This window comes from Paraburkholderia caribensis (genome assembly GCF_002902945.1).
Taxonomy (GTDB): Bacteria; Pseudomonadota; Gammaproteobacteria; order Burkholderiales; family Burkholderiaceae; genus Paraburkholderia; species Paraburkholderia caribensis.
On record NZ_CP026101.1, the window covers coordinates 3,319,475 to 3,340,479 of the forward strand.

Below are 21,005 nucleotides of genomic sequence, written 5' to 3' on the forward strand. Positions count from 1 at the left end.
GGTGCGGACTTCGACCGCGCGGGCGGCCGCGGACGCGCGATATTGCAGTTGCACATCGGGACGCCGGAAATCGGAATATACGCGACGAATCAAAGGAATAGCAAACAAAATGTGATGGTCGGGCCCCTATTATCAATGTGGTGCATTTTTCGCCCTGTTAATTGGTGCCACATCAAAACGGGGCAAAAGAAAACGGCATGCGTGGATGCCGTTTTCTTTCTGCTTTTGCCAGCAAGCCGTTGAACACAAAAGGCTTATTGGGTTTGCGGCGTCTCCCGGACCTTGCGCGGCCGGCCCCTTGGCAAGGGCGAGACGCGCCGGTTCGCGGCCCGCGCCGCCCACTCCCGATACGAGTCGCTACCGAGCACCCAGCCCTTCAAGGTGGCCTGCTGAAGCTGGCTGGCTTCGCGTTCGTCGAGCGGCTGCTCGCACAGTTCGCGGTACGCGCGCTGCCGCTCGAATGGCGTATTGCCGAGCGACCAGTACAAACGATGATCGGTGATCAAACTGTCTAAGGTCAGGCCGATGTGATGCCGATAACTGGACCATCGGTAGTCTTCGGGCGTGCTCACCAGCTGGTTGCGCACCGGCGACATTTCGACCACGCGGCTCGCGAGCAGGAAGTACTTCTCGCCTTCGATCACCGTCGCGCGATAGCGGCCTTCCCACAACGTGCCGCGCCGCGAGTACCGGCGATTGAAGTGCGCAACGTAACGTCGGCCGACCGCCTGCATCGCTTTCGGCAGGCTCGATTCGTCGGTGGGCGTGACGAGCAGTTGCACCGCGCCCGGCATCAGCGCGTATGCGTGAACGGATAAATGGTGATCGCGCGAAGCCGCCTTCAGGCAATCGATGAACAGTTCGTAATCCTGGTCGTCGACGAATGCGGGCTGCTGGTCGAGTCCGCGCAGGATCACGTGTTGCGGCTGGTCGGGGACATAAAGACGTGCAAGCCGTGCCATGCTGGATTATCCAAAGTCGCGTTGGTACATACCCGAAGGTCCGAAAAGCTGCGCCGGCGCGGCCTCACGCGCCAAGCGGGTCTGCCGGAAAACGGCAAAAAGCCTAGGCAGAACGCTCTAACCGGTGCGTATGGTTTGTTTGAAACGTTGTGGTCATAATTGGCGGGCCTTTTTTGGAGGAGCACAAATGAAATTAAAACAGGCCTTGGGGGTCGCGGCACTCGCTTGCATAACAACCACAGCGCACGCGCAATCGGCCGGCAGTTTCTTCGTTACAACAGGGTGGTTCCATCTCGCGCCTCAGTCCAGTAGTGACCCGCTGAGAGAGACAAACGTCAACGGCACGCCCGTCAATATCACTGTGCCCAACACGGGCGCCACACTCGGCAGCGGCGACACCATCGGTTTCACCGGAGGTTACTTCGTCACCGACCATATCGCCACCGAGTTCGTGATCGGCGTACCGCCGCAATTCGACCTGCACGGCAGCGGCGCATTCCAGCAATATGGCAAGCTCGGCTCAGCAAAACAGTGGAGCCCGACGCTGCTGTTCAAGTACTACTTCAACCAGCCGCAAGCGAAGTTCCGTCCGTATCTGGGCTTGGGTGTGAGCCGCGTCTCGTTCACCGACGAGCACATCACGAACGGTGCTTTCGAAGCCAACGTACTTCATGGTCCGACCACGGTAACAACGGATAGTTCGTGGGAGCCCGTGTTTAATGCCGGCTTCACGTACGCGTTCACCGACCACTGGTTCGCGGGCTTCTCGATCTCGTATCTGCCGCTCTCGACGACCGCCAAGCTGAACACCCAGGCGCAGACTCCCATCGGTACCGTCAACGTGCAGTCGGAAACGAAGATTCGTCTGAACCCGATCGTCACGTATGTGAACCTCGGTTACCGGTTCTAACACAACAGGGTAGACGAGATTTTCGGGCTTGAACAACGCCGATCTGCAAAAGCGCGTCGGCGTTTTTCCATGCGATCACGATACCTGTATGTACACGCCTTCGTCTCCGACGGATCGCGACATCATTCCCGCCATACACGCCGCCGCCCGTTGTAAATTTGACTGAAACGGGCGCGCCAGCGGTGCAATTTCTGCCGCATGCGGCATGCATCGGTCCAGTGGGAGCGTCTGTGTGGATCAGATCGCCGGGGCGGGCATCGAAGTTGCGTCAGAGGATACTTCCCGCGCTGTGTTGCGGGGACACTCAAACTACCCTCATCGACGGAGCGACCATGACTGCACTTCCTAACACGCGAGATGCCCTGGGCGAATCCTGGACCACGGCTGGACGTCGTGCGCGACGCATTGCGCGCCACAGTCGACATGCCGCAGAAGATATTGCAAGCGAACTGCGCACCCTGATGACCGAACTCGAGAATACGCTCGGAGACGGCACGCAAGCGGACGCCGCGGTGCTGCGCACGCAAATGCGCAAACGCCTCGATGAAGCGCGCACACGTCTGAACGACACGCGCGATGCGATGCGCGAGCGCGCCGAAGCGGCAATCCACGATGCCGACGATTACGTGCATGAAAATCCGTGGCGGACGATTGCCATTGTTGGTGGCGTCGCGCTGATCGCAGGCGCCCTGCTTGCGCGAGGCGGCTCGCGCTGACGCACGCGGCGCCGGGCTGGACCTCGGATAGTTGCGCAGCACGGGCACGGCGCGTGACTGCGCGCCGCTTCCCTTCGATATGTCGAGCCGGGCGAGCGGAAGTTCGCGCGCGCGGCATCGTTGCGCAGACTGCTGACGTCGCGGTTCGCGCGGCTCTGGCAGCGTTGTCAGGCGCGAGAAGTCACTACGTCAATCGCCGTCTACGATGAACAGTCGCTGGTATTCCTTCGAAGCGTAGCGGTCCGTCATGCCCGCGATGTAATGCGCGATGAGGCGTGGCTGCTTCGCTGCGTCCGGCGTCTGGTAGGCGGGCGGCAGCAGGCGGGGATCGTCGATGAACGCGTCGAACAAACCGGCGATCACCCGTTGAGCCTTGTTGGCCATCCGCATGACGCGATAGTGGCGATACAGGTTCTTGAAGAGAAACCGCTTGAGCTGTGTGGCCTGCGCAGCGACAGCGTCGCTGTGCGCGACGAGCGGCGGCGCGCGGCGCACGTCGTCCAGCGACGCGGGCGCATGCTGCGCAATATTGCGCGTGGTCGTGTCGATCAGATCGACGATCAGCGTGTTGATGATGCGCCGCACCGTCTCGTGAATCAGCCGGCGCCCCTCGATCTGCGGATAGTCGCGCCGCGCTGCGTCGTAGTGCGTGTGCCATAGCTCGACTTCGGCGAGCTGCTCGATCGTGAGCAACCCCGAACGCAGACCGTCGTCCACGTCGTGGTTGTTGTATGCGATTTCGTCGGCGAGATTGGCGATCTGCGCTTCGATCGACGGTTGGCGCCCTTGCAAAAAACGCTCGCCCAGTTCGCCCAGACGCCGGGCGTTTTCGCGTGAGCAATGCTTGAGGATGCCTTCGCGCGTCTCGAAGCACAGGTTAAGGCCGTCGAACGCACCGTAATGCTCTTCGAGATCGTCGACGACGGCGAGACTCTGCAAGTTGTGCTCGAAGCCGCCGTAGTCTCGCATGCATTCGTTGAGCGCATCCTGCCCGGCATGGCCGAACGGCGTGTGTCCGAGATCGTGTGCCAGCGAAATCGCCTCGACGAGATCTTCGTTCACGCGCAGATTGCGCGCGACAGAACGCGCGATCTGCGCGACTTCGAGACTATGCGTGAGCCGTGTGCGAAACAGATCGCCCTCGTGATTCACGAAGACCTGGGTCTTGTACTCGAGCCTTCGGAAAGCGGTCGAATGAACGATGCGGTCGCGATCCCGTTGAAATTCTGTGCGCGCGCTCGGCGGGGCTTCGTGATGGCGCCGGCCGCGCGATTGGGAAGAATGCGCGGCATACGGCGCGAGGTGCGCTTCGAGCGCGGCGATGGTGGGCAGCGATACGACGCCGGTAACGGGCGTGACCGAAGCGGCGTCGAGTGATTCGCTCAGAGGGTCGCTGCGTATTTCACTCACCGATATCTCCGAATCAGATGCGACGGCCGCTGTCTGGCGGGGCCGCTGCGCTTCGCGTCAGGTGCCGACGCTGGCGTCGAGCGTTTGGAGCACCGCCTCGTCGGGGGCGCGGGTAATCAGTGTGTCGCCGAAACGCTTCAGCAGGATGAACTTGATTTCGCCCGCCTCCGCCTTCTTGTCGACGCGCATCAGATCGACGTAGCGCGCCGCGCCGAGCGTGGGTGCCTGAACCGGAAGATGCGCAGCCTCGATGACGGCGACCAGCCGCTTGCGCGCGGCTTCGTCCAGATGGCCGAGACGCACGGACAGGTCCGCCGCCATTACCATCCCGCAGCCCACCGCTTCGCCGTGCAGCCACTCGCCATAGCCGAGCCCCGCTTCGATCGCGTGACCGAACGTATGCCCGAAGTTGAGGATGGCGCGCAGACCGCCTTCACGCTCGTCGGCCGCGACGACGGAAGCCTTGATCTCGCACGACCGCTTGACCGCTTCGGCAAGCGCTTCCGGCTCACGGCGATTGAGCGCCTCGATGTTCGCTTCGATCCAGTCGAAGAACGTTGCGTCGGCAATCGCGCCCGTCTTGATGACTTCCGCGACCCCCGCCGCCAGTTCGCGCGGCGGCAGCGTGCGCAGCGCGCCGATATCGGCGATCACCGCTTGCGGCTGGTAGAACGCGCCGATCATGTTCTTGCCGAGCGGATGGTTGATGCCCGTCTTGCCGCCGACCGACGAATCGACCTGCGACAACAGCGTGGTTGGCACCTGGATGAACGGCACGCCGCGCATGTAGCAGGCCGCCGCGAAACCCGTCATGTCGCCGATCACGCCGCCGCCGAGCGCGATCAGCGTGGTCTTGCGATCGGCCCGCGCGCCGAGCAGCGCGTCGAAGATCAGGTTCAGCGTTTCCCAATTCTTGTGCGCCTCGCCGTCAGGCAGCACGACCGTCGTCACGTCCTTGCCGAGCGGCGCGAGCGCCTTGCGCAGGGTGTCGCCGTACAGGGGATCGACCGTCGTGTTGGTGACGATCGTCACCGACGCGCCGCGAATATGCGGCGTGAACAGTTCGCTGCGGCCGATCAGATCGGCGCCGATGTGTATGGGATAGGCGCGCTCGCCCAGTTCGACGTTGACGGTAATCATGGAATTCATCTCGCCATTATGACGTAGCAGGCTTGGCGACGCCCGCCATCTCGAGCTGCATCAGCACCATGTTGACGAGCCCGTTGACGGACGGACGGCCCGTTTCGATCACGAAATGGGCGCATTCGCGGTAGAGCGGATCGCGCACTTCATAGAGGGCTTCGAGGCGCCCTTTCGGGTCTTCGGTCTGCAGAAGCGGCCGGTTCTTGTCGCGGCGCGTGCGCAGCCAGAGGTCGTGCGGATTGGCGCGCAGATAGACGACGATGCCGTGCGCTCGCAGCGCGTCGCGGTTTTCCGGGCGCAAGACCGCGCCGCCGCCCGTCGCGAGCACGATGCTTTCGCGTCCGGTGAGTTCGGCGATCACTTGGGCCTCGCGGTCGCGAAAGCCCGATTCGCCTTCGAGTTCGAAGATCACCGGGATGCGCGCACCCGTGCGCGCCTCGATTTCATGATCGGAGTCGAAGAACGGGCGATCCAGCCGGCGCGCCACGGCCCGGCCCACGGTGGTCTTACCTGCCCCCATGAGCCCTACAAAAAAAACGTTGGCGTGTGCGTCCCGCGGTTGCAACTTATCCTCTGGCTAATCCGGTGTAGTTCGTGCGGCAGCTTACTGGCAAAGCGCCTGCCTTGTCGAGCCTGACGGCCGGAGCGGCTGCCGCCGATCATGCTTTCGGCCCGCGCCCATGGCGCTTTCCCGACGATCCGTCAATTTGTCTGCACAACCCTCGGGGTGATGAAAACGACGAGTTCGCTGGTCAGATCGCGGTGGGCGCGATGCCGGAAAAGCGCGCCCAAAAGCGGTATTTTGCCCAGGAGCGGCACGCGCGTCACATCATCGCGGTCGTCCGACTCGTAGATTCCGCCAATCGACACCGTTCCGCCGTCCTCCACCTCGACGCGCGTCTGCACATGTTTGGTGTTGATGGCGGGCCCCGACGCCGTCTGCTCGCCGACACTGTCCTTCGCGACGTCGAGATCCAGCACGACCCGGCCGTCCGGCGTGATTTGCGGCTCGACCTCCAGTTTGAGGCTGGCGCGGCGAAACTGCACGCCCGACACGCCCTGCCCGACTTTCGCCTGATACGGCAGTTCGGTGCCCTGCTCGACGATCGCCTTCATCCGGTCCGCCGTCACCACGCGCGGACTGGACACGATTCTTCCGAGCCCTTCCGCTTCGAGTGCGCTCAACTCGATGTTCACGAGCCGCGTCGCCTGCGCGGCGAACAGCGTGAAACCCGCCGTGGCCGCGTCGAAGCCGGAGATCGGCCGCGCCGACAGATCGTAGATCGCGCCCTCCTTGCCGCCGACGACACCAATCGCCTTGCCGTCTTCGTTCGTGGCGAGCATCGACAGTTTCACGCCGAGGTTGCGCGAAAAACCCTTCTCCGCTTCGACGATGCGCGCCTCGATCAGCACCTGACGCGTCGGCCGGTCGAGCGACGCGATCAGTTCCGCGATCTGCGCGAGGCGCGCATCGAGATCGGTGACGAACAGCAGATTGGTGCGCGGGTCGGCCATCGCCGCGCCGCGTTTGGACAACACACGCTGATTGCCCGACGCCGTCAGCAGCTTGCGCAGTTCTTCGGCGTGCGCGTAGTGCAGCTCGAAAGTGCGGCTCGCGAGCGGCTCGAGCTCGGCGGCGCGTGCATGCGCTTCGAAGCGCTGACGCTCGCGCGCCGCCAGTTCGGACAGCGGCGCGACCCAGATCACGTTGCTGCGCTGCTCCATCGCGAGGCCGTTGACGTCGAGCAGCGTATCGAACGCGGCGCGCCACGGCACGTTGTCCAGATGCAGCGTGACCGCGCCGCGCGCCTTGTCGCTGGCGACGATATTCAGGCCGGTGAATTTCGCGAACGCGCCGAGCACCGCACCCAGTTCGGCGTGCTGGAAATGCAACGTAATCGGGCTGTCCGCGGGAATCGACGGCGAGGCGTTCGTGCTCAGACGCGCGGCGGGCGGAAGCGGCACGGGCGGGCCTTCCAGCGGCTCCGTGCGCGCTTCGTCCTGGCGTTTCGGTTCGGTTTCGACGCGCGCGGCGGAAGGCGGTTGTGCCGCATCCCGCGCCGGGTCCGTCTCGCGCCCGGCCGCGCCCGCTTCATCGGTTGCATCCGGCGTGAACGGATTGGCGACGTCCGTCGTCACCACGCGCGGCAACGGCGGCATGCCGGCGGGTGTGAGCGCCTCGTCGAACGGCATGTCGGCGGGAAGCGGCGGCAACGATGCGCGCGCTGCCATGGCGACGAAAGCAGCACACGCGAGCATCGAGCGCATGACATTGAGCCGCATCATTCGACGGCCTCCGCAAGCGTCAGCGAATACGAGCTGCCATCGCGCTTTGCAAACGTGAGGGCGCGTGCATCGACATGCGCAACCCGCTCTTCGCCCCACTGTTGCCCCGGTTCGAGCGTCTCTGCGTTGTCGCCCGCTTCGATCAGCGCGAGACCTCGCAGGCGGTCGGCCAGAAGCCCGACCAGCCGCATCGATGACGAAGCGTCCCCCTGGACCGACGCAAGCGCCGCAGGTTGAAACGGATCGTAGAACACGATCTCTTCGTCGGGATCGAACGCGTCAGGATCATCGCGCACCGTTCGACGCGTGACATCCCGCACTGGATGAACCGCGCTGAACGAATGCAGCGTCGCATTGATTGACAAGACCTCGCCCTGACGCTTGAGCGTCACGTCTTCAGGCACCACGAGGACGGGCAAACCCGCAAGCCCTTCCAGAAAATCGACGACATGATCGAAGTCGGCTTGAGCCGTCACATGCAGCGGACGCATGGCGTCGAATCCGCTACCCGTGACGACGCCCGGCTCGATTGCGAGCAGCGTCACCTCGTTGCGCGCCGCAAGCTGTGAGATCACGCGTATGTCGTCGGCCGAGGTCCAGTTCGAAGGCATCGGCGCGACGCTTGCCTCCCGACGCAATGCAGGCAACTGCGTGACGACCGCTTCCGCTTCGCCCAGCTTGCCCTGCGCCGCCGATAACATTTCGCGGCTGGCCTGGACTCCGCTCATATCCGTGGCGAGCCATGCATTCGCGCCGAGCACGAAGGCAGCCACAGCTATGCACAATGCGACGGCCCAACGTCGTCGCACGCTCCATGCTTCGAGTGGCACGCGCAAGCGCTCGACCAGCGTGTGGCCGAACCGCTCGCGCGTCGTTGGCATGCCGATGCGGCCAGCAATAGTCGTGTTCATTGCTTCCCTCTCGTGTTCTGATGCGCCTCTGCCTGCGCCCGTTTTTTCTCAGGCGGCCCGTCCCATTTCAGATGGGCTTTGATTTCGAACGCCGACGATGCCTCCGTTGCGCCCGTCGCCCGACGCATGTCGCTCAAGTCGGAGTCCTTCACGCCTTTCAACGCGGCGAGGCGGTTCAGCCACGCCGCCGACGCTGCATGATCGGAAGACGCGGCAAGCAGTTCCGTATCCCATCCGCGTTGCCGCAACTGCCTGACGGCGACAGCCTCGGACGACTCCCGGCCCAACGCATCGAGCAGATCGAGCAGGTGCATGAGCGGTTCGGAAAGCGTCGCGGCGCGCTCGTTTCTCAGACGCTCCTCGCGTGCCTCGCCCACGAGCCGCGTGTGTTCGGCAAGCGGCGGCGCAAGCACGGCAAGGCGTTGCTCGATCGCCGCGCGCTGCCTGTCGATACGCACCCGCTCGAACGCCTGCCACACCATCAGCAATGCCACAGCGGTGCAACCACACAGCGTCGCACTCGTCCATTCGACATAGCGGCGCCGGCGCGCGAGCCGCGCATCGCGCTGCCGGTGCGGCAACAGATTGAAACCGTGGGCGAAGGTCATTGCGTCACGCCCCGCAATGCAAGACCGAAGGCGACCGCGAACGAAGGCTCATGCAACAGCTCCGAGTCGGGTATCACGTTGCCGTCGCTGAGTGAAGAACAGTCGAACGGCAACACGGAACAGCCCAGCACATCACCGACATCGGCAAGTGAAAAGCACACGCCATCGAGCAATTCGATTTCGCCGCCCACCAGCGCGCACACGTTCAGGTTGTTTTCCGCGAGATCGCGCAACGCGTCGGCGACGCACGAATATTCAGGCGACGGGTAACGGATTTCTTCCGCGATCGTTTCCCCTTCGACGCGCCAGCCGTACACGCCATCGCTGCCGATCCAGATCGCCGCATACGGCTCGTGCAGCTCGAGTTCGAAAGTCGCGGCGTGACGCAGCGCGCGCAACGCCGCATGCGGCTCGACGTCGACCGTGGTCAGCGTCACGCCTGCCATGGCCGCGCTTTCGATGCGCGCTTCGAGATGCGCGCGCGCCGTCGCGGCAATCGACACCCTGCCAGGATTCGACGGCGACTCGTCGACGTACCAGTCGACGGCGAGCGCGTGACGCTCGATGCCCGCAACGCGCTCGGCTTCCATCAGCACCGTGGGCTCGAGTGACGCACCCGAACCACGCGGCCCGCTCACGTGATTGATGGGGAGATGCGCCGTGAAGGTCGCGGAGCCCGGAATCGCCATTGCGCATCGCAGTGCCGCCGACATGCATTGCTGGGGCACCCGACAGAATGCCTCGGACACCGCGCGCGCCACCGCTTGCCGGTCCACGATCTCCGCGCCAGCCATCGCGCCCGGCGCGAGCGGCTCCAAAGCAATGCATTCGATGCGCACAGGTCCCGCCTTTCGCGCGCTGCCGCTCAACGCCACGATCCTCACCGCCTGCGCACCGACATCGATGCCGACTGCCTGACGCCGCATCGCCATTCGTAACGAGTCTTTCAACGCCATTCCATCCTCCCTCAGATACCAACGGAAACTGAAGGCCCGCGGCATCCGGAGAAACGCGGGCAACGGAAGGCATTCTGCGCAGCGCGGCACACAGGCGAAATTCAGCCGAATGGCTAATGGTCGGGTGACGGATATCCGGCGACAATCAAAGGCACTACAGTGTTCTCATAGCCGTGCGGACCGCGTCGGCCGTAAGCACGCCGAAAGCTGGCGGGTCGGGCGGCTATAATCGCGGGACCGTTTTCTGGTGTTCATATGCAATCCACGACTCCTACGTCTCCGCCTCCACCCCCGCAGAAGCGCAAGCGTCCGCTGTGGCTGAAGATCATCCTTGGCTTCGTCGGGCTGATCTTCGCCGGAATCCTCTGCGTTTTGCTCGTGCTGGGTTACGCGCTGGTCGTCGCCACGCCCAATCTGCCTTCGCTCGACGCGTTGACGGACTATCGCCCGAAGGTGCCGCTGCGCATCTACACGGCAGATCACGTGCTGATCGGCGAATTCGGCGAAGAGCGCCGCGACATCGTGCACATGCGCGAGGTGCCGGACAATCTGAAGAAGGCCGTGCTCGCCATCGAAGACGCGCGTTTCTACGACCACGGCGGCGTCGATCTGATGGGTATCGCGCGCGCCGGCGTGGTCGCGCTCACGAACGGCCACGCAACGCAAGGCGCGAGCACGATCACGATGCAGGTTGCGCGCAACTTCTTCCTGTCCAGCGAGAAGACGTACACGCGCAAGATCTACGAGATGCTGCTCGCGTATAAGATCGAATCGAAGCTGAGCAAAGATCAGATTCTCGAGGTGTACATGAATCAGATCTATCTCGGCCAGCGTGCGTACGGCTTCGCGAGCGCGGCGCGGGTGTACTTTGGCAAGGACCTGAAAGACCTGTCGCTGGCCGAATGCGCGATGCTCGCCGGTCTGCCCAAAGCGCCTTCCGCGTATAACCCGGTGGTGAATCCGAAGCGCGCGAAAGTGCGTCAGGAATACATCCTTCAACGCATGCTGGAACTCGGCTATATCACGCAGGACCAGTACGACACGGCGAGCCGTCAGCCGCTCATCGTCAAGGGCGCTGGCAAGGAGTTCAGCGTGCACGCGGAGTACGTCGCGGAAATGGTGCGGCAGATGATGTATGCGCAGTACCGCGAAGAGGCGTACACGCGCGGCCTGAACGTCGTGACGACCATCGATTCCGCCGATCAGGACGCCGCATACCGGGCGTTGCGCAAGGGCTTGATGGACTATGAACGGCGTCACGGCTATCGCGGTCCGGAAGCATTCATCGACCTGCCCGCCGACGCGGACGAACGCGAGCAGGCCATCGACGACGCGCTGCTCGAGCATCCCGACAACGGCGAAATCATCGCAGCCGTCGTCACGTCGGCAAGTCCGAAGCAGGTTCAGGCGACGCTGATCGACGGCAACGCCGTGACGATCCAGGGCGACGGGCTGCGCTACGCGACATTCGCACTGAGCACGCGCGCTCAGCCGAACCAGCGCGTGCGGCCGGGCGCGATCATCCGTATCGTGAAGAACGACGACGGCAACTGGTCGATCACGCAATTGCCGCAGATCGAAGGCGCGTTCGTCTCCGTCGTGCCGCAGGATGGCGCGATCCGCGCGCTCGTCGGCGGCTTCGACTTCAACAAGAACAAGTTCAATCACGTGACGCAGGCGTGGCGTCAGCCGGGTTCGAGCTTCAAGCCGTTCATCTATTCGGCGTCGCTAGAAAAGGGTTTGGGACCGGCAACCGTCATCAACGACGCGCCGCTCTTTTTCAGCGCAGCTGAAACAGGCGGCCAGGCGTGGGAGCCGAAGAACTACGGCGGCGGCTTCGACGGCCCGATGTCGATGCGCACTGCGCTGCAGAAGTCGAAGAACCTCGTGTCGATCCGCATCCTCAACCACATCGGCACGAAGTACGCACAGCAGTACATCACGCGCTTCGGTTTCGATGCTGAACGTCACCCCGCCTATCTGCCGATGGCACTGGGCGCGGGCCTCGTCACGCCGCTGCAGATGGCGGCTGGCTACTCGGTGTTCGCCAACGGCGGCTTTCGCGTGAATCCGTATCTGATCGCCGAAGTCACCGATCAGCGCGGCATGGTCGTCGCGCATGCTGACCCGCTCGTCGCCGGCAGCAACGCGCCGCACGCAATCGAAGCACGCAATGCGTACGTGATGAACAGCCTGCTGACGAGCGTGGCGCAGCGCGGCACGGGGGCGAAGTCGAACGTTCTGAAGCGCACGGACCTCGCAGGCAAGACGGGCACCACCAACGATTCTCGCGACGCGTGGTTCGCCGGCTATCAGCACACGCTTTGCGCGATCGCGTGGATGGGCTATGACAGCCCGCGCAGTCTCGGCGACAAGGAAACGGGCGGCGGGCTCGCACTGCCCGTGTGGATCGACTACATGGGACGCGCGCTCAAGGGCGTGCCCGAGTACAAGATGCCGATGCCGGAAGACGTCGTGTCGATCGGCGACGAGCTGTACTTCGACGACTTCACGCCGGGCAACGGCTTTGTGTCGACGGTCGGGGTGACGCTGCCGCCGCCGGGAGCCAGCGATGCAGCGAGCGCTGCGCCGGCCGCGGTCGGCGCGCAGGAAAAAGAAGACATCATGAACCTGTTCAAAGGCCACTGAGTCCCGATTTCCGCGCAGAAACAAAGCCGCCGCGTGTCGAACGCGGCGGCTTTTTCATTTCGGCAAACGCGCATCGGCATCAGACGCGCAGGCTCGAGACGCTCAGGGCGCGATATGGACGTCTTCGCCTGCCTGCTGCGTCGCGTAGTCGGAAAGCGCCGCGTAGAACTCGGTGCCATTGCGCGTATCGCGCCACGCACCGTCGACAAAACGGAAGTGGTATCCGCCCGACTTTGCGGCGATCCAGATCTCCTGCATCGGCGGCTGAAGATTCACGATGATCTTCGTGCCGTTCTCGAATTCGAGCGTCAGCACGTTGCCGCTGCGCTCGAATTCGACGTCGGCGTCCGTATCGTCGAGCGAGCGTTCGATGGCTGCCAGCACAGCCTCGGCGCGGGTCAGGTATTCACTGTCGGACATGCTAAACTCCAGCGATTAATTATTCAGGGACAGTCATGCGAGTCGTTTTCCGGACGAGCGCCACGGCCACGATTCTAGCGACTCTGGCTATTGTCGCAGGTGTAGCGCTCAGCGGTTGCGGACAACGCGGTTCGCTGTATATGCCTACCGTTCCGCCTCTTCCGGCCAAACCGAACGAACAGACCCAGCCGCGCTCGCCCAACGAAGTGAAACCCGACGCCGAATCCGCTCAGGATTCCGTGCCGGATACGTCGGGCACGCCATTGTCCCTGTCGCCCGATTCCGAACTGCGCACTGCGCCGACGTCGAACGCGCCCGCCCAACCGGCGTCCGGCGCGTCCGAAGCTCAATAAGACTGCCGTATGACTCAATCCGCTTTTGCCTACGTCGACGGCGTGCTGCACGCTGAAGGCGTGTCCGCCGCATCGCTTGCCGAGCAGTTCGGCACGCCGCTGTATGTCTACTCGCGCGCCGCGCTCAGCAACGCATGGCACGCCTACGCGGACGCATGCGCCGGCCGGCGCGCTACCGTGCACGTCGCCGTGAAGGCGAACAGCAACCTCGCCGTGCTCAACCTGTTCGCGCGCATGGGCGCGGGCTTCGACATCGTGTCGGGCGGCGAGCTGGCGCGCGTGCTCGCTGCGGGCGGCAAAGCGGAAAACACCGTGTTCTCGGGCGTCGGCAAGAGCGTCGCGGAAATGCGCGAAGGGCTTGCGGCGGGCGTGAAATGCTTCAACGTCGAATCGATTCCCGAACTCGACCGCCTCAATGCCGTAGCGGGTGAAATGGGCAAGAAGGCGCCCGTGTCGCTGCGCGTGAATCCTGATGTCGACGCGAAGACGCATCCGTACATTTCGACGGGCCTCAAGTCGAACAAGTTCGGCGTTGCGTTCGACGAAGCGCGCGCCACGTATCGCGCCGCCGCCGCAATGAAGCACCTCGACGTGGTCGGCATCGACTGTCATATCGGTTCGCAGATCACGGAAGTCGCGCCGTATCTCGACGCCGTGGACAAACTGCTGGAACTCGTCGAACAGATCGAGGCAGACGGCGTGAAGATCAAGCATATCGATGTCGGCGGCGGCCTCGGTATCACCTACGACGACGAAACGCCGCCGGATATCGGCGATTTCGTGCGCACCTTGCTCGACCGGATCGAAGCGCGCGGGCATGGCCACCGCGAAGTGTATTTCGAGCCGGGCCGCTCGCTCGTCGGCAATGCGGGCATGCTGCTCACGCGCGTCGAGTTTCTGAAGCCGGGCGTCGAGAAGAATTTTGCGATCGTCGACGCGGCGATGAACGACCTTGCGCGCCCCGCGATGTACGAGGCTTATCACGCAATCGAACCCGTCCTGCAGCGCGCAGGCGACAAGCATGTTTATGACGTCGTCGGTCCCGTGTGCGAAAGCGGAGACTGGCTCGGACGCGAACGCAAACTCGCCGTCGAGCCCGGCGATCTGCTGGCGATCCGCTCCGCGGGCGCCTACGGTTTCGCGATGAGCTCGAACTACAACACGCGTGTGCGCGCAGCCGAAGTGATGGTCGACGGCGACAAGGCGTACGTCGTGCGCAAACGCGAAGAAGTGAAAGACCTGTTCGCGGGCGAGACGGTTCTGCCGGAATAACACTGATAGACAGCGTGCGTTTCGAACGCTCAAAGCAAAAAGGCGATGCGCTCACCACGCATCGCCTTTTTTTCGCCTGTCGATTCGGGCTCGTCAGATTTTTGCGCGCTGCCTGATTCTGTCGCGCGCCCAAACCAGAACGCGCCAGCCCAGCAACGCAATCACGATCGCCCCGTAGATCTTCGGCAAGATCAGATCGTGCTTGCCCGCCTTCATCCACCAGAAATGCAGGATCGCGAGCGCGGCGATCGGATAGATGGCGCGGTGCAGCGTCTGCCAGCGTCGGCCGAGCTTGCGCACCATGGCTTTCGGCGACGTGACGGCAAGCGGCACCAGCAGAACGAACGCCGCAAAGCCGACTGTGATGAACGGCCGCTTGCCGATGTCCTTCACGATCGCGGCGATGTCGAACCACTTGTCGAACCAGAAGTAGGTCGTGAAATGCAGCGCGGCGTAGAAGAACGCGTAGAGGCCGAGCATCCGGCGAAAGCGCAGCAACGCGTTCCAGCCTGTCAACTTGCGTAGCGGCGTCACCGCGAGCGTGATGCAGATGAACACCAGCGTCCACAAACCCGTCGAGCGCGTGATGAACTCGATGGGGTTTGCGCCCAGTCCGCCCGTGAAGCCGAACAACACAATGCGCGCAAGCGGGTACAACGCCGCGACGAATACCGCGATCTTCGCCGGGCCGACCCAGCGGCTGGCGTTGGCGCTCGCAGTGCCGGCTTGTCGCGTCGAACGCACGGTGTTCGAGGCGGTTTTGGCGCTTGCGGCGCTGCTCGTTGCGGTCGCGGTTCGGGTCGTGTCGGTTGCCATGCGCGCCGCCATCAAAAGTTCTTCTTCAGGTCCATGCCCTGATACATCGACGCGACCAGATCGCCGTAGCCGTTGTACATCAGCGTGTTCCGCTTGGGCGTGAAGATGCCGTCACCGATGCGCCGTTCAGTCGCCTGGCTCCAGCGCGGATGGTCGACGTTCGGGTTCACGTTCGAATAGAAACCGTACTCGCTCGGCGCGTAGGTGTTCCAACTGGTCGGCGGCTGCTTTTCGACGAAGCGGATTTTCACCAGCGACTTCGCGCTCTTGAAGCCGTACTTCCACGGCACGATGATGCGCACGGGCGCGCCGTTCTGATTCGGCAGCACCTGGCCGTAGACGCCCATCGTCAGCAGCGTCAGCGGATTCATTGCTTCGTCCATGCGCAGACCTTCCGAATAGGGCCATTCGAGAATCGGCTCCGACAGTCCGGGCATCTGCGACGGATCGGCAAGCGTGATGAACTGCACGTATTTCGCGTTCGCCGTGGGCTGCGCGCGCTTGATGAGTTCCGACAGCGGAATGCCGATCCACGGAATCACCATCGACCAGCCTTCCACGCAACGCAGCCGGTACACGCGCTCCTCGAGCGGCGCGAGCTTCAGCAATTCGTCGATGTCGTAGACCTTCGCGTTCTTCACCTCGCCTTCGACGCTCACCTTCCACGGACGCGGCCGCAACGTCCCGGCGTTGTGCGCGGGGTCGCTTTTGTCGGTGCCGAACTCGTAGAAGTTGTTGTACGTGGTGATGTCCTTGTAAGACGTGACCTTGTCTGCGACGACGAATTTCGGGTTGGCCTTCGCGCCGAGCTTCAGCGCTTTCGGATCGGGCGACGAATATTCCGCGTACGCCTCGCCGTGCACGCCGATCAGGCCGCCGAGCGCGACTGCGCCCGCCGCCTGCAGGATGCGCCGGCGATTTTCGAACACGCGCTGCGGCGTAATTTCGCTGCGCGCGATGTCGTCGCCATACAGCTGGCCTCGGTCGCTTCGCTTGATCCACATGCTGAAAACTCCTTGCCGGGCGCCTTCGCCCGATCGATATTCGTTCGACTCGCGCAGGCGAGTCACCGTTCTACGTTACCGGTTCTTCGTTCTGCTTCGTTCTGTTAACACACGCGGCGGGCGATTCTTCCATACCGGCATAAAAAAACCGCCGGTGCGGCGCACACGGCGGTTTCTGGTTGTTCCAGCCCGGAGAAACTGAAACTTACAGCTTGCCGTAGCTGTGCAGCCCCGACAGGAACATATTGACGCCGAGGAACGCGAAAGTCGTCACCAGCAGGCCCGTCAGCGCCCACCATGCGGCGACCGCGCCGCGCAGGCCTTTCATCAGACGCATGTGCAGCCACGCCGCGTAGTTCAGCCAGACGATCAGCGCCCACGTTTCCTTCGGGTCCCAGCTCCAGTAGCCGCCCCACGCTTCGGCCGCCCACAGCGCGCCGAGAATCGTCGCAATCGTGAAGAACGCGAAGCCGACGGCTATCGACTTGTACATCACGTCGTCGAGCACGTCGAGCGTCGGCAGACGGTCGGCCAGCACGCCGCGTTCTTTCATCAGATACGCGACGCCAACCATCGCCGACAGCGCGAAGCTGCCGTAGCCGATGAAGTTCGCCGGCACGTGAATCTTCATCCACCAGCTTTGCAGCGCGGGGACGAGCGGCTGGATCTGCTGGGCGTCGCGCGCGATCGAGTACCACATCAGGAAGCCGACGGCCGCGCTGATCACCAGCAGCACAAAGGCGCCAAGCGAGCGGGTGTTGTAATGCTGCTCGTAGTACAGGTAGAACAGCGCCGTAATCAGGCTGAACAGCACGAACACTTCGTACAGGTTCGAGATTGGAATATGGCCGACGTCCGAGCCGATCAGATACGACTCGTACCAGCGCACCATGAGGCCGACGAAGCCCATCAGCACCGCCACCCACGTCATCTTCGAGCCGATCGCGGCGCCCGTCGGCGAACGCGACAACGTGCCGATCCAGTAGAACAGCGTGGCCAGCACGAACAGTGCGCTCATCCACAGGATGGCCGACTGGCTCGACAGGAAATACTTGAGGAAGAACGCGTGATCGGCGCGGGCGAGATCGCCGCCGTAAATCTGGATGGCCGACAGCGACAGCACCGCGATGCACGCCATCAGCAGACGGGCGGGCTTCCAGCGCCAGCCTAGCGCGACGAAAGCAGGTACCGTGCACACCAGCACCAGCTTGTCGTAGTAATTCATGTAGTCGTGGTAGCGCGACAGCGCAAACCCAGCGCCCGCAACCAGCGCGAGCGCGAACAGCCAGTCGAACGGACCGAGGCGCTTCAGGAATGGACGATCGTCCAGCAGCGCTTCGCCCGTCAGATGCGGGGTCGAGTGAGCCGCCGTATCGGCACGCGGCTTGGCGCGCGAGGATGAGGAAACTTGAGTCAGGTCCATGATCTTACCGGGTCGAATCGGATGAATCTTCGGACGCTTCGCTCGCTGCACGCGCGGCGCCCTTCGCCTCGTAGGCGGGATCGGCATCGACAGGCTTGCCGCCCAGCGCGACGCCAACGGCTTCGCGGGTTTGGACGAATTCCTTCTCGAAATCGAATGTCTTGCGCGCCGTCGACATCGCCATCACGACGTTCACGCCATTTCCGCTGCGATCCGCGTCCTTGAGCCAAAACCACAGCCGCCGCTCACGAACATAGAACATCGAAAAGATGCCCAACACAAGGAGCAGGCTGCCAAGATACACGACTTTTTTGCCGGGCGCGCGCGTCAACTGAAATACCGAAGCTTGCACCTGCTTGAAGGAGTCAAGCTGCAAATAGACCGGCGAACCGTACAGAAAGCTGTCCGAAATCGCGTTGATCGAGCTTTGGACAAAGCGGCTCGTGGTCGGATCGGCTGTCGCCGGGCCTTCTCCCGCCTGCTTGCGCGCGAGTTGCCACACATCCCACATCGAGCCTTCGAGCATGCGAAGCAAGAGTCCTGCCGCCTTCTCTTGCTCAGCCTTGGGGACAGAACGGTCGATGAAGGCGGCGACTGCCTGGAAGCCGCCAACCTTCTGACCGTTGGCGGCCTTGCCCAGGCTCGGATCGTCACCGGCGAACAGCGTCAGCACGCGCGATGCGCTTTCCTCCAGATGCTGCTGCAGTTCCGCGTTCGACTGCACCGAGCGCTGCGCGAAATCGCGTGCCGCCTGTGCACGGATGGCGGGGTCCTCGAGCGCCGCGCGCATGCGCATCCATTCGTTGACCGTGCCGCCCGCGTCGGCGGGGATGCGCAGATAGCGGAAGGCATCGTCAGGATTGGCGCGCATGCCCGCGAGAAACACCCGCTCGCCGCTTACATCGACGGGCAGCATGTAGTTGTTGTACTCGCGCGCCTGACCGTCCTTGTCGCGCACCTTGTATTGCACCGACGGGCCGACGTTACGCAGATCGACCGGCTTCGACGTCTTGGCGCCGGAGCCGAGGCGCTCGTCGAAGGCTTCCTTCAGCGACTGATGCGCGGCGACGCCGCGCGCATCGTTCTGGCCGTTGCCGTTCGAGATGTTCTCGACATTGATTGCGCGGAAATCGGCAAATTCGACCGTCTGGCCGTCCGCGCCGGGCATCGACGCGCTCAATACCTTCGAGCCGCCGATCTCGCCGCTGAACGGCTCGCTCTTGACGCTGCTGCCCGTCATCGGCCACGCCGTCGTCTGCATCTGCGAGCCGCCGTCCTGGAAGCTCGACTGATAGATCGACACGCCGTCGTATTCGAACGGCTTGTTCACCTCGACGCGTGCCGGCACGCGCGCGCCCGTCTTGTGGTCGATCACGACGATGTCGCTGGCAAAGAGCTTCGGCATGCCCGTCGAGTAATAATCGACGATGAACTTGTTGAGTTCGATCGAAAACGGCAAATCCTGGATCAGCGAGCCGTCCTGCTGGTTCAGGATCGCCGTCGATACATGCTGGCCTTCCGGCACCCACGCGTAGCCGCGGAAGGTCGGATTGCCTTGCGACAGGCGATGCTCGGGCGGGATCTCGTTGATGACGGTGTTGCTGCGGATCGGCGTCTTGTCGAACAGCCACATCTGCAGCTTGATGGGCAGATTGCTGTCGAGCAAACCGCCGATGCAAATGATCACGATCGCGATGTGCGCGGAGATGTAGCCGAGCTTGGTCAGCGCGCCGCGCTTTGCGGCGATCAGCGTGGCGCCTTCCGATTCGCGCGTCACGTACTTGTAGCCGAGCTTCGCCGACAGCTTGCCGAGCGTGGCTGCGGCTTGCGCGCGCGTCGCGTTCGGCACCGCGAACTCGCCCTTGTGGTGGAACGCGCGCAGGCTGCCTTCGCGGACCTTGTCCTTCCAGCTTTTCGTGTCGGCGATCATCTTCGGCGCGTTGCGGATCACGCACAGCGAGACCGACACGACCAGAAAGCCGAGGATCAGCATGAACCACCACGCGCTGTACACGTTGTACAAGCTCAGCGAGCGGAAGATGTCAGCCCAGAACGGCCCGAACTGGTTGACGTAGTTCGGATACGGATCGTCCTGCGTGAGCACCGTGCCGATAATGCTCGCAATCGACAGGATCACGAGCAATGCGATCGCAAAGCGCATCGAACTCAGCAATTCGACCGACGTGCGCAGGAAGCGCTGCCGCGACTTCAACTCCAAACCCGACGTGGTGACGCTCATTCAAACTCCGACTGAACAGCAAAAAAGGGTGCAGGGATATCGCTGCGTGCGATTCCCTCACCCTTTTCTTGTTTTTTCGCCGGCCATCTTACGACTCGCCTTAGGCCGGCTTCGCTTTCGTACGGGCTCTTAATGCAAGCCCGCGATGTAATCGGCCACCGCCTTGATTTCGCTATCCGACAAACGCGATGCGACGGCGTGCATTGCTTCGTTATTGTTACGCGCGCCCGGGCCCTGCGTGAATGCGGTCAACTGTGCCACGGTGTAATCCGCCCATTGTCCCGACAGGCGCGGATACTGTGACGGAATGCCCTGTCCCGTCGGCCCGTGACAGCTTGCGCACGCCGGGACGCCCTTGTCAGCGAGTCCTGCGCGATAAATCTTCTGCCCGAGGGGCACGGTGTCCTTGTTGTGCGCGTAACCGGGCTTCGGTGCCTGCGACGCGAAATATGCCGACACGTTGACCATGTCCTGATCGGTCAGCGCCGCGGCCATACCCGCCATGATCGCATTGTTGCGCGCGGGCTGCTTCGCACCTGGCTGGGTTTTGAAATCCTTGAGCTGCTTGACGAGATACTCGGGATGTTGGCCGGCGAGCTTCGGATACGCGCCACCCGCACTGTTGCCATCCGCACCGTGACATGAGGCGCACACCTGCGCTGCGATTGCCTGTCCCCGATTCAAATCCGGCTTTGCCTGATCTGCTGCTCTTGCCTGTACCGCCAAACCTGAAAGACCTGCTGCTGTGTGAAGTACCACCAGAAACTTGCCCAGTCGATTCATTCGCACACCCTGTTTCGTCTTGTGGGAATTAGAGGTTTTGCAAAATACGACAGCGACCGATCAGCCGCCGAGGCCCGCGCGGCGGCCTCTCAGGTTTTCAGTAAACCATCGTATTGTACAATAACTCGCTAATCGATCTGGCGC

The 21,005-nt window shown here is 63.0% G+C and carries 19 protein-coding genes; 5 read left to right on the forward strand and 14 right to left on the reverse strand.

Going from position 1 to position 21,005, the window contains the following annotated elements:
• Positions 1–254 precede the first annotated feature (254 nt).
• Positions 255–962, reverse strand: coding sequence for a transposase (locus tag C2L66_RS14730; protein ID WP_035988887.1), 708 nt, complete (start codon positions 960–962; stop codon positions 255–257).
• A gap of 187 nt (positions 963–1,149) precedes the next feature.
• Here C2L66_RS14730 and C2L66_RS14735 point away from each other — a divergent pair, with 187 nt between their 5' ends.
• Entirely contained in the window at positions 1,150–1,872 is a 723-nt protein-coding gene (locus C2L66_RS14735; protein ID WP_054929143.1) for an OmpW/AlkL family protein, read from the forward strand.
• A 332-nt stretch (positions 1,873–2,204) separates the two neighbouring features.
• Positions 2,205–2,588, forward strand: coding sequence for a DUF883 family protein (locus tag C2L66_RS14740; RefSeq protein ID WP_054929144.1), 384 nt, complete (start codon positions 2,205–2,207; stop codon positions 2,586–2,588).
• 189 nt (positions 2,589–2,777) lie between these two features.
• On the opposite strand, the gene C2L66_RS14745 is transcribed toward C2L66_RS14740, so the two are convergent.
• From C2L66_RS14745 to pilM, 7 genes are all read right to left on the reverse strand, one after another.
• The gene (locus C2L66_RS14745; RefSeq protein ID WP_082670365.1) at positions 2,778–3,974 is read right to left on the reverse strand and encodes a deoxyguanosinetriphosphate triphosphohydrolase; all 1,197 of its coding nucleotides are present in this window, start codon (positions 3,972–3,974) and stop codon (positions 2,778–2,780) included.
• 81 nt (positions 3,975–4,055) lie between these two features.
• On the reverse strand, positions 4,056–5,138 hold the full coding sequence (aroB, locus tag C2L66_RS14750) for a 3-dehydroquinate synthase (protein WP_060602433.1): 1,083 nt from the start codon (positions 5,136–5,138) through the stop codon (positions 4,056–4,058).
• Positions 5,139–5,154: 16 nt separating this feature from the next.
• The gene (locus C2L66_RS14755; RefSeq protein WP_035988874.1) at positions 5,155–5,706 is read right to left on the reverse strand and encodes a shikimate kinase; all 552 of its coding nucleotides are present in this window, start codon (positions 5,704–5,706) and stop codon (positions 5,155–5,157) included.
• A gap of 137 nt (positions 5,707–5,843) precedes the next feature.
• Positions 5,844–7,427: a type IV pilus secretin PilQ gene (gene pilQ, locus C2L66_RS14760; RefSeq protein WP_060599599.1), complete on the reverse strand. Its 1,584-nt coding sequence runs from the start codon at positions 7,425–7,427 to the stop codon at positions 5,844–5,846.
• Complete coding sequence (gene pilO, locus C2L66_RS14765) at positions 7,424–8,338, reverse strand: type 4a pilus biogenesis protein PilO (protein WP_060599598.1); 915 nt, start codon at positions 8,336–8,338, stop codon at positions 7,424–7,426. The genes pilQ and pilO overlap by 4 nt, the downstream gene beginning before the upstream one ends.
• A complete protein-coding gene (locus C2L66_RS14770; protein WP_060599597.1) occupies positions 8,335–8,946 on the reverse strand; it encodes a hypothetical protein in 612 nt (203 codons plus the stop codon). The genes pilO and C2L66_RS14770 overlap by 4 nt, the downstream gene beginning before the upstream one ends.
• Positions 8,943–9,902 (reverse strand): type IV pilus biogenesis protein PilM, encoded by a 960-nt coding sequence (pilM, locus tag C2L66_RS14775; RefSeq protein WP_060599596.1) that lies wholly within the window; start codon positions 9,900–9,902, stop codon positions 8,943–8,945. Before pilM ends, C2L66_RS14770 begins: the two co-directional genes overlap by 4 nt.
• A 255-nt stretch (positions 9,903–10,157) precedes the next feature.
• Between pilM and C2L66_RS14780 the strand changes: the two genes are divergently transcribed.
• Entirely contained in the window at positions 10,158–12,551 is a 2,394-nt protein-coding gene (locus C2L66_RS14780) for a penicillin-binding protein 1A (protein WP_054929150.1), read from the forward strand.
• A gap of 102 nt (positions 12,552–12,653) precedes the next feature.
• On the opposite strand, the gene cyaY is transcribed toward C2L66_RS14780, so the two are convergent.
• Positions 12,654–12,971, reverse strand: a complete 318-nt coding sequence (gene cyaY, locus C2L66_RS14785; RefSeq protein WP_054929151.1) for an iron donor protein CyaY — start codon at positions 12,969–12,971, stop codon at positions 12,654–12,656.
• 35 nt (positions 12,972–13,006) lie between these two features.
• Between cyaY and lptM the strand changes: the two genes are divergently transcribed.
• Together lptM and lysA are read left to right on the forward strand one after the other, a co-directional pair.
• Positions 13,007–13,324 carry an LPS translocon maturation chaperone LptM gene (lptM, locus tag C2L66_RS14790; RefSeq protein ID WP_060599595.1) on the forward strand — a complete coding sequence of 106 codons (318 nt, stop codon included), beginning with the start codon at positions 13,007–13,009 and terminating at the stop codon, positions 13,322–13,324.
• Positions 13,325–13,333: 9 nt separating this feature from the next.
• Entirely contained in the window at positions 13,334–14,596 is a 1,263-nt protein-coding gene (gene lysA / locus C2L66_RS14795) for a diaminopimelate decarboxylase (RefSeq protein WP_060599594.1), read from the forward strand.
• 93 nt (positions 14,597–14,689) lie between these two features.
• On the opposite strand, the gene msrQ is transcribed toward lysA, so the two are convergent.
• From msrQ to C2L66_RS14820, 5 genes are all read right to left on the reverse strand, one after another.
• Positions 14,690–15,424: a protein-methionine-sulfoxide reductase heme-binding subunit MsrQ gene (msrQ, locus tag C2L66_RS14800; protein ID WP_054929154.1), complete on the reverse strand. Its 735-nt coding sequence runs from the start codon at positions 15,422–15,424 to the stop codon at positions 14,690–14,692.
• Positions 15,424–16,416: a protein-methionine-sulfoxide reductase catalytic subunit MsrP gene (gene msrP / locus C2L66_RS14805; protein WP_054929155.1), complete on the reverse strand. Its 993-nt coding sequence runs from the start codon at positions 16,414–16,416 to the stop codon at positions 15,424–15,426. Before msrP ends, msrQ begins: the two co-directional genes overlap by 1 nt.
• 205 nt (positions 16,417–16,621) lie before the next feature.
• Entirely contained in the window at positions 16,622–17,839 is a 1,218-nt protein-coding gene (gene ccsB, locus C2L66_RS14810; RefSeq protein WP_060599593.1) for a c-type cytochrome biogenesis protein CcsB, read from the reverse strand.
• Between the two features lie 4 nt (positions 17,840–17,843).
• Complete coding sequence (locus C2L66_RS14815; RefSeq protein ID WP_060599592.1) at positions 17,844–20,078, reverse strand: cytochrome c biogenesis protein ResB; 2,235 nt, start codon at positions 20,076–20,078, stop codon at positions 17,844–17,846.
• Positions 20,079–20,207: 129 nt separating this feature from the next.
• Positions 20,208–20,861: a c-type cytochrome gene (locus C2L66_RS14820; protein ID WP_035988840.1), complete on the reverse strand. Its 654-nt coding sequence runs from the start codon at positions 20,859–20,861 to the stop codon at positions 20,208–20,210.
• Between the last annotated feature and the right edge of the window lie 144 nt (positions 20,862–21,005).

Coding starts and splice junctions, on each gene's coding strand:
- msrP (WP_054929155.1), bottom strand. CDS start 16,416: ATGTGGATCAAGCGAAGCGACCGAGGCCAGCTGTATGGCGACGACATC.
- ccsB (WP_060599593.1), bottom strand. CDS start 17,839: ATGGACCTGACTCAAGTTTCCTCATCCTCGCGCGCCAAGCCGCGTGCC.
- C2L66_RS14730 (WP_035988887.1), bottom strand. CDS start 962: ATGGCACGGCTTGCACGTCTTTATGTCCCCGACCAGCCGCAACACGTG.
- C2L66_RS14735 (WP_054929143.1), top strand. CDS start 1,150: ATGAAATTAAAACAGGCCTTGGGGGTCGCGGCACTCGCTTGCATAACA.
- pilM (WP_060599596.1), bottom strand. CDS start 9,902: ATGGCGTTGAAAGACTCGTTACGAATGGCGATGCGGCGTCAGGCAGTC.
- lptM (WP_060599595.1), top strand. CDS start 13,007: ATGCGAGTCGTTTTCCGGACGAGCGCCACGGCCACGATTCTAGCGACT.
- pilO (WP_060599598.1), bottom strand. CDS start 8,338: ATGAACACGACTATTGCTGGCCGCATCGGCATGCCAACGACGCGCGAG.
- C2L66_RS14815 (WP_060599592.1), bottom strand. CDS start 20,078: ATGAGCGTCACCACGTCGGGTTTGGAGTTGAAGTCGCGGCAGCGCTTC.
- lysA (WP_060599594.1), top strand. CDS start 13,334: ATGACTCAATCCGCTTTTGCCTACGTCGACGGCGTGCTGCACGCTGAA.
- cyaY (WP_054929151.1), bottom strand. CDS start 12,971: ATGTCCGACAGTGAATACCTGACCCGCGCCGAGGCTGTGCTGGCAGCC.
- C2L66_RS14820 (WP_035988840.1), bottom strand. CDS start 20,861: ATGAATCGACTGGGCAAGTTTCTGGTGGTACTTCACACAGCAGCAGGT.
- aroB (WP_060602433.1), bottom strand. CDS start 5,138: ATGATTACCGTCAACGTCGAACTGGGCGAGCGCGCCTATCCCATACAC.
- pilQ (WP_060599599.1), bottom strand. CDS start 7,427: ATGATGCGGCTCAATGTCATGCGCTCGATGCTCGCGTGTGCTGCTTTC.
- C2L66_RS14770 (WP_060599597.1), bottom strand. CDS start 8,946: ATGACCTTCGCCCACGGTTTCAATCTGTTGCCGCACCGGCAGCGCGAT.
- C2L66_RS14780 (WP_054929150.1), top strand. CDS start 10,158: ATGCAATCCACGACTCCTACGTCTCCGCCTCCACCCCCGCAGAAGCGC.
- C2L66_RS14740 (WP_054929144.1), top strand. CDS start 2,205: ATGACTGCACTTCCTAACACGCGAGATGCCCTGGGCGAATCCTGGACC.
- msrQ (WP_054929154.1), bottom strand. CDS start 15,424: ATGGCGGCGCGCATGGCAACCGACACGACCCGAACCGCGACCGCAACG.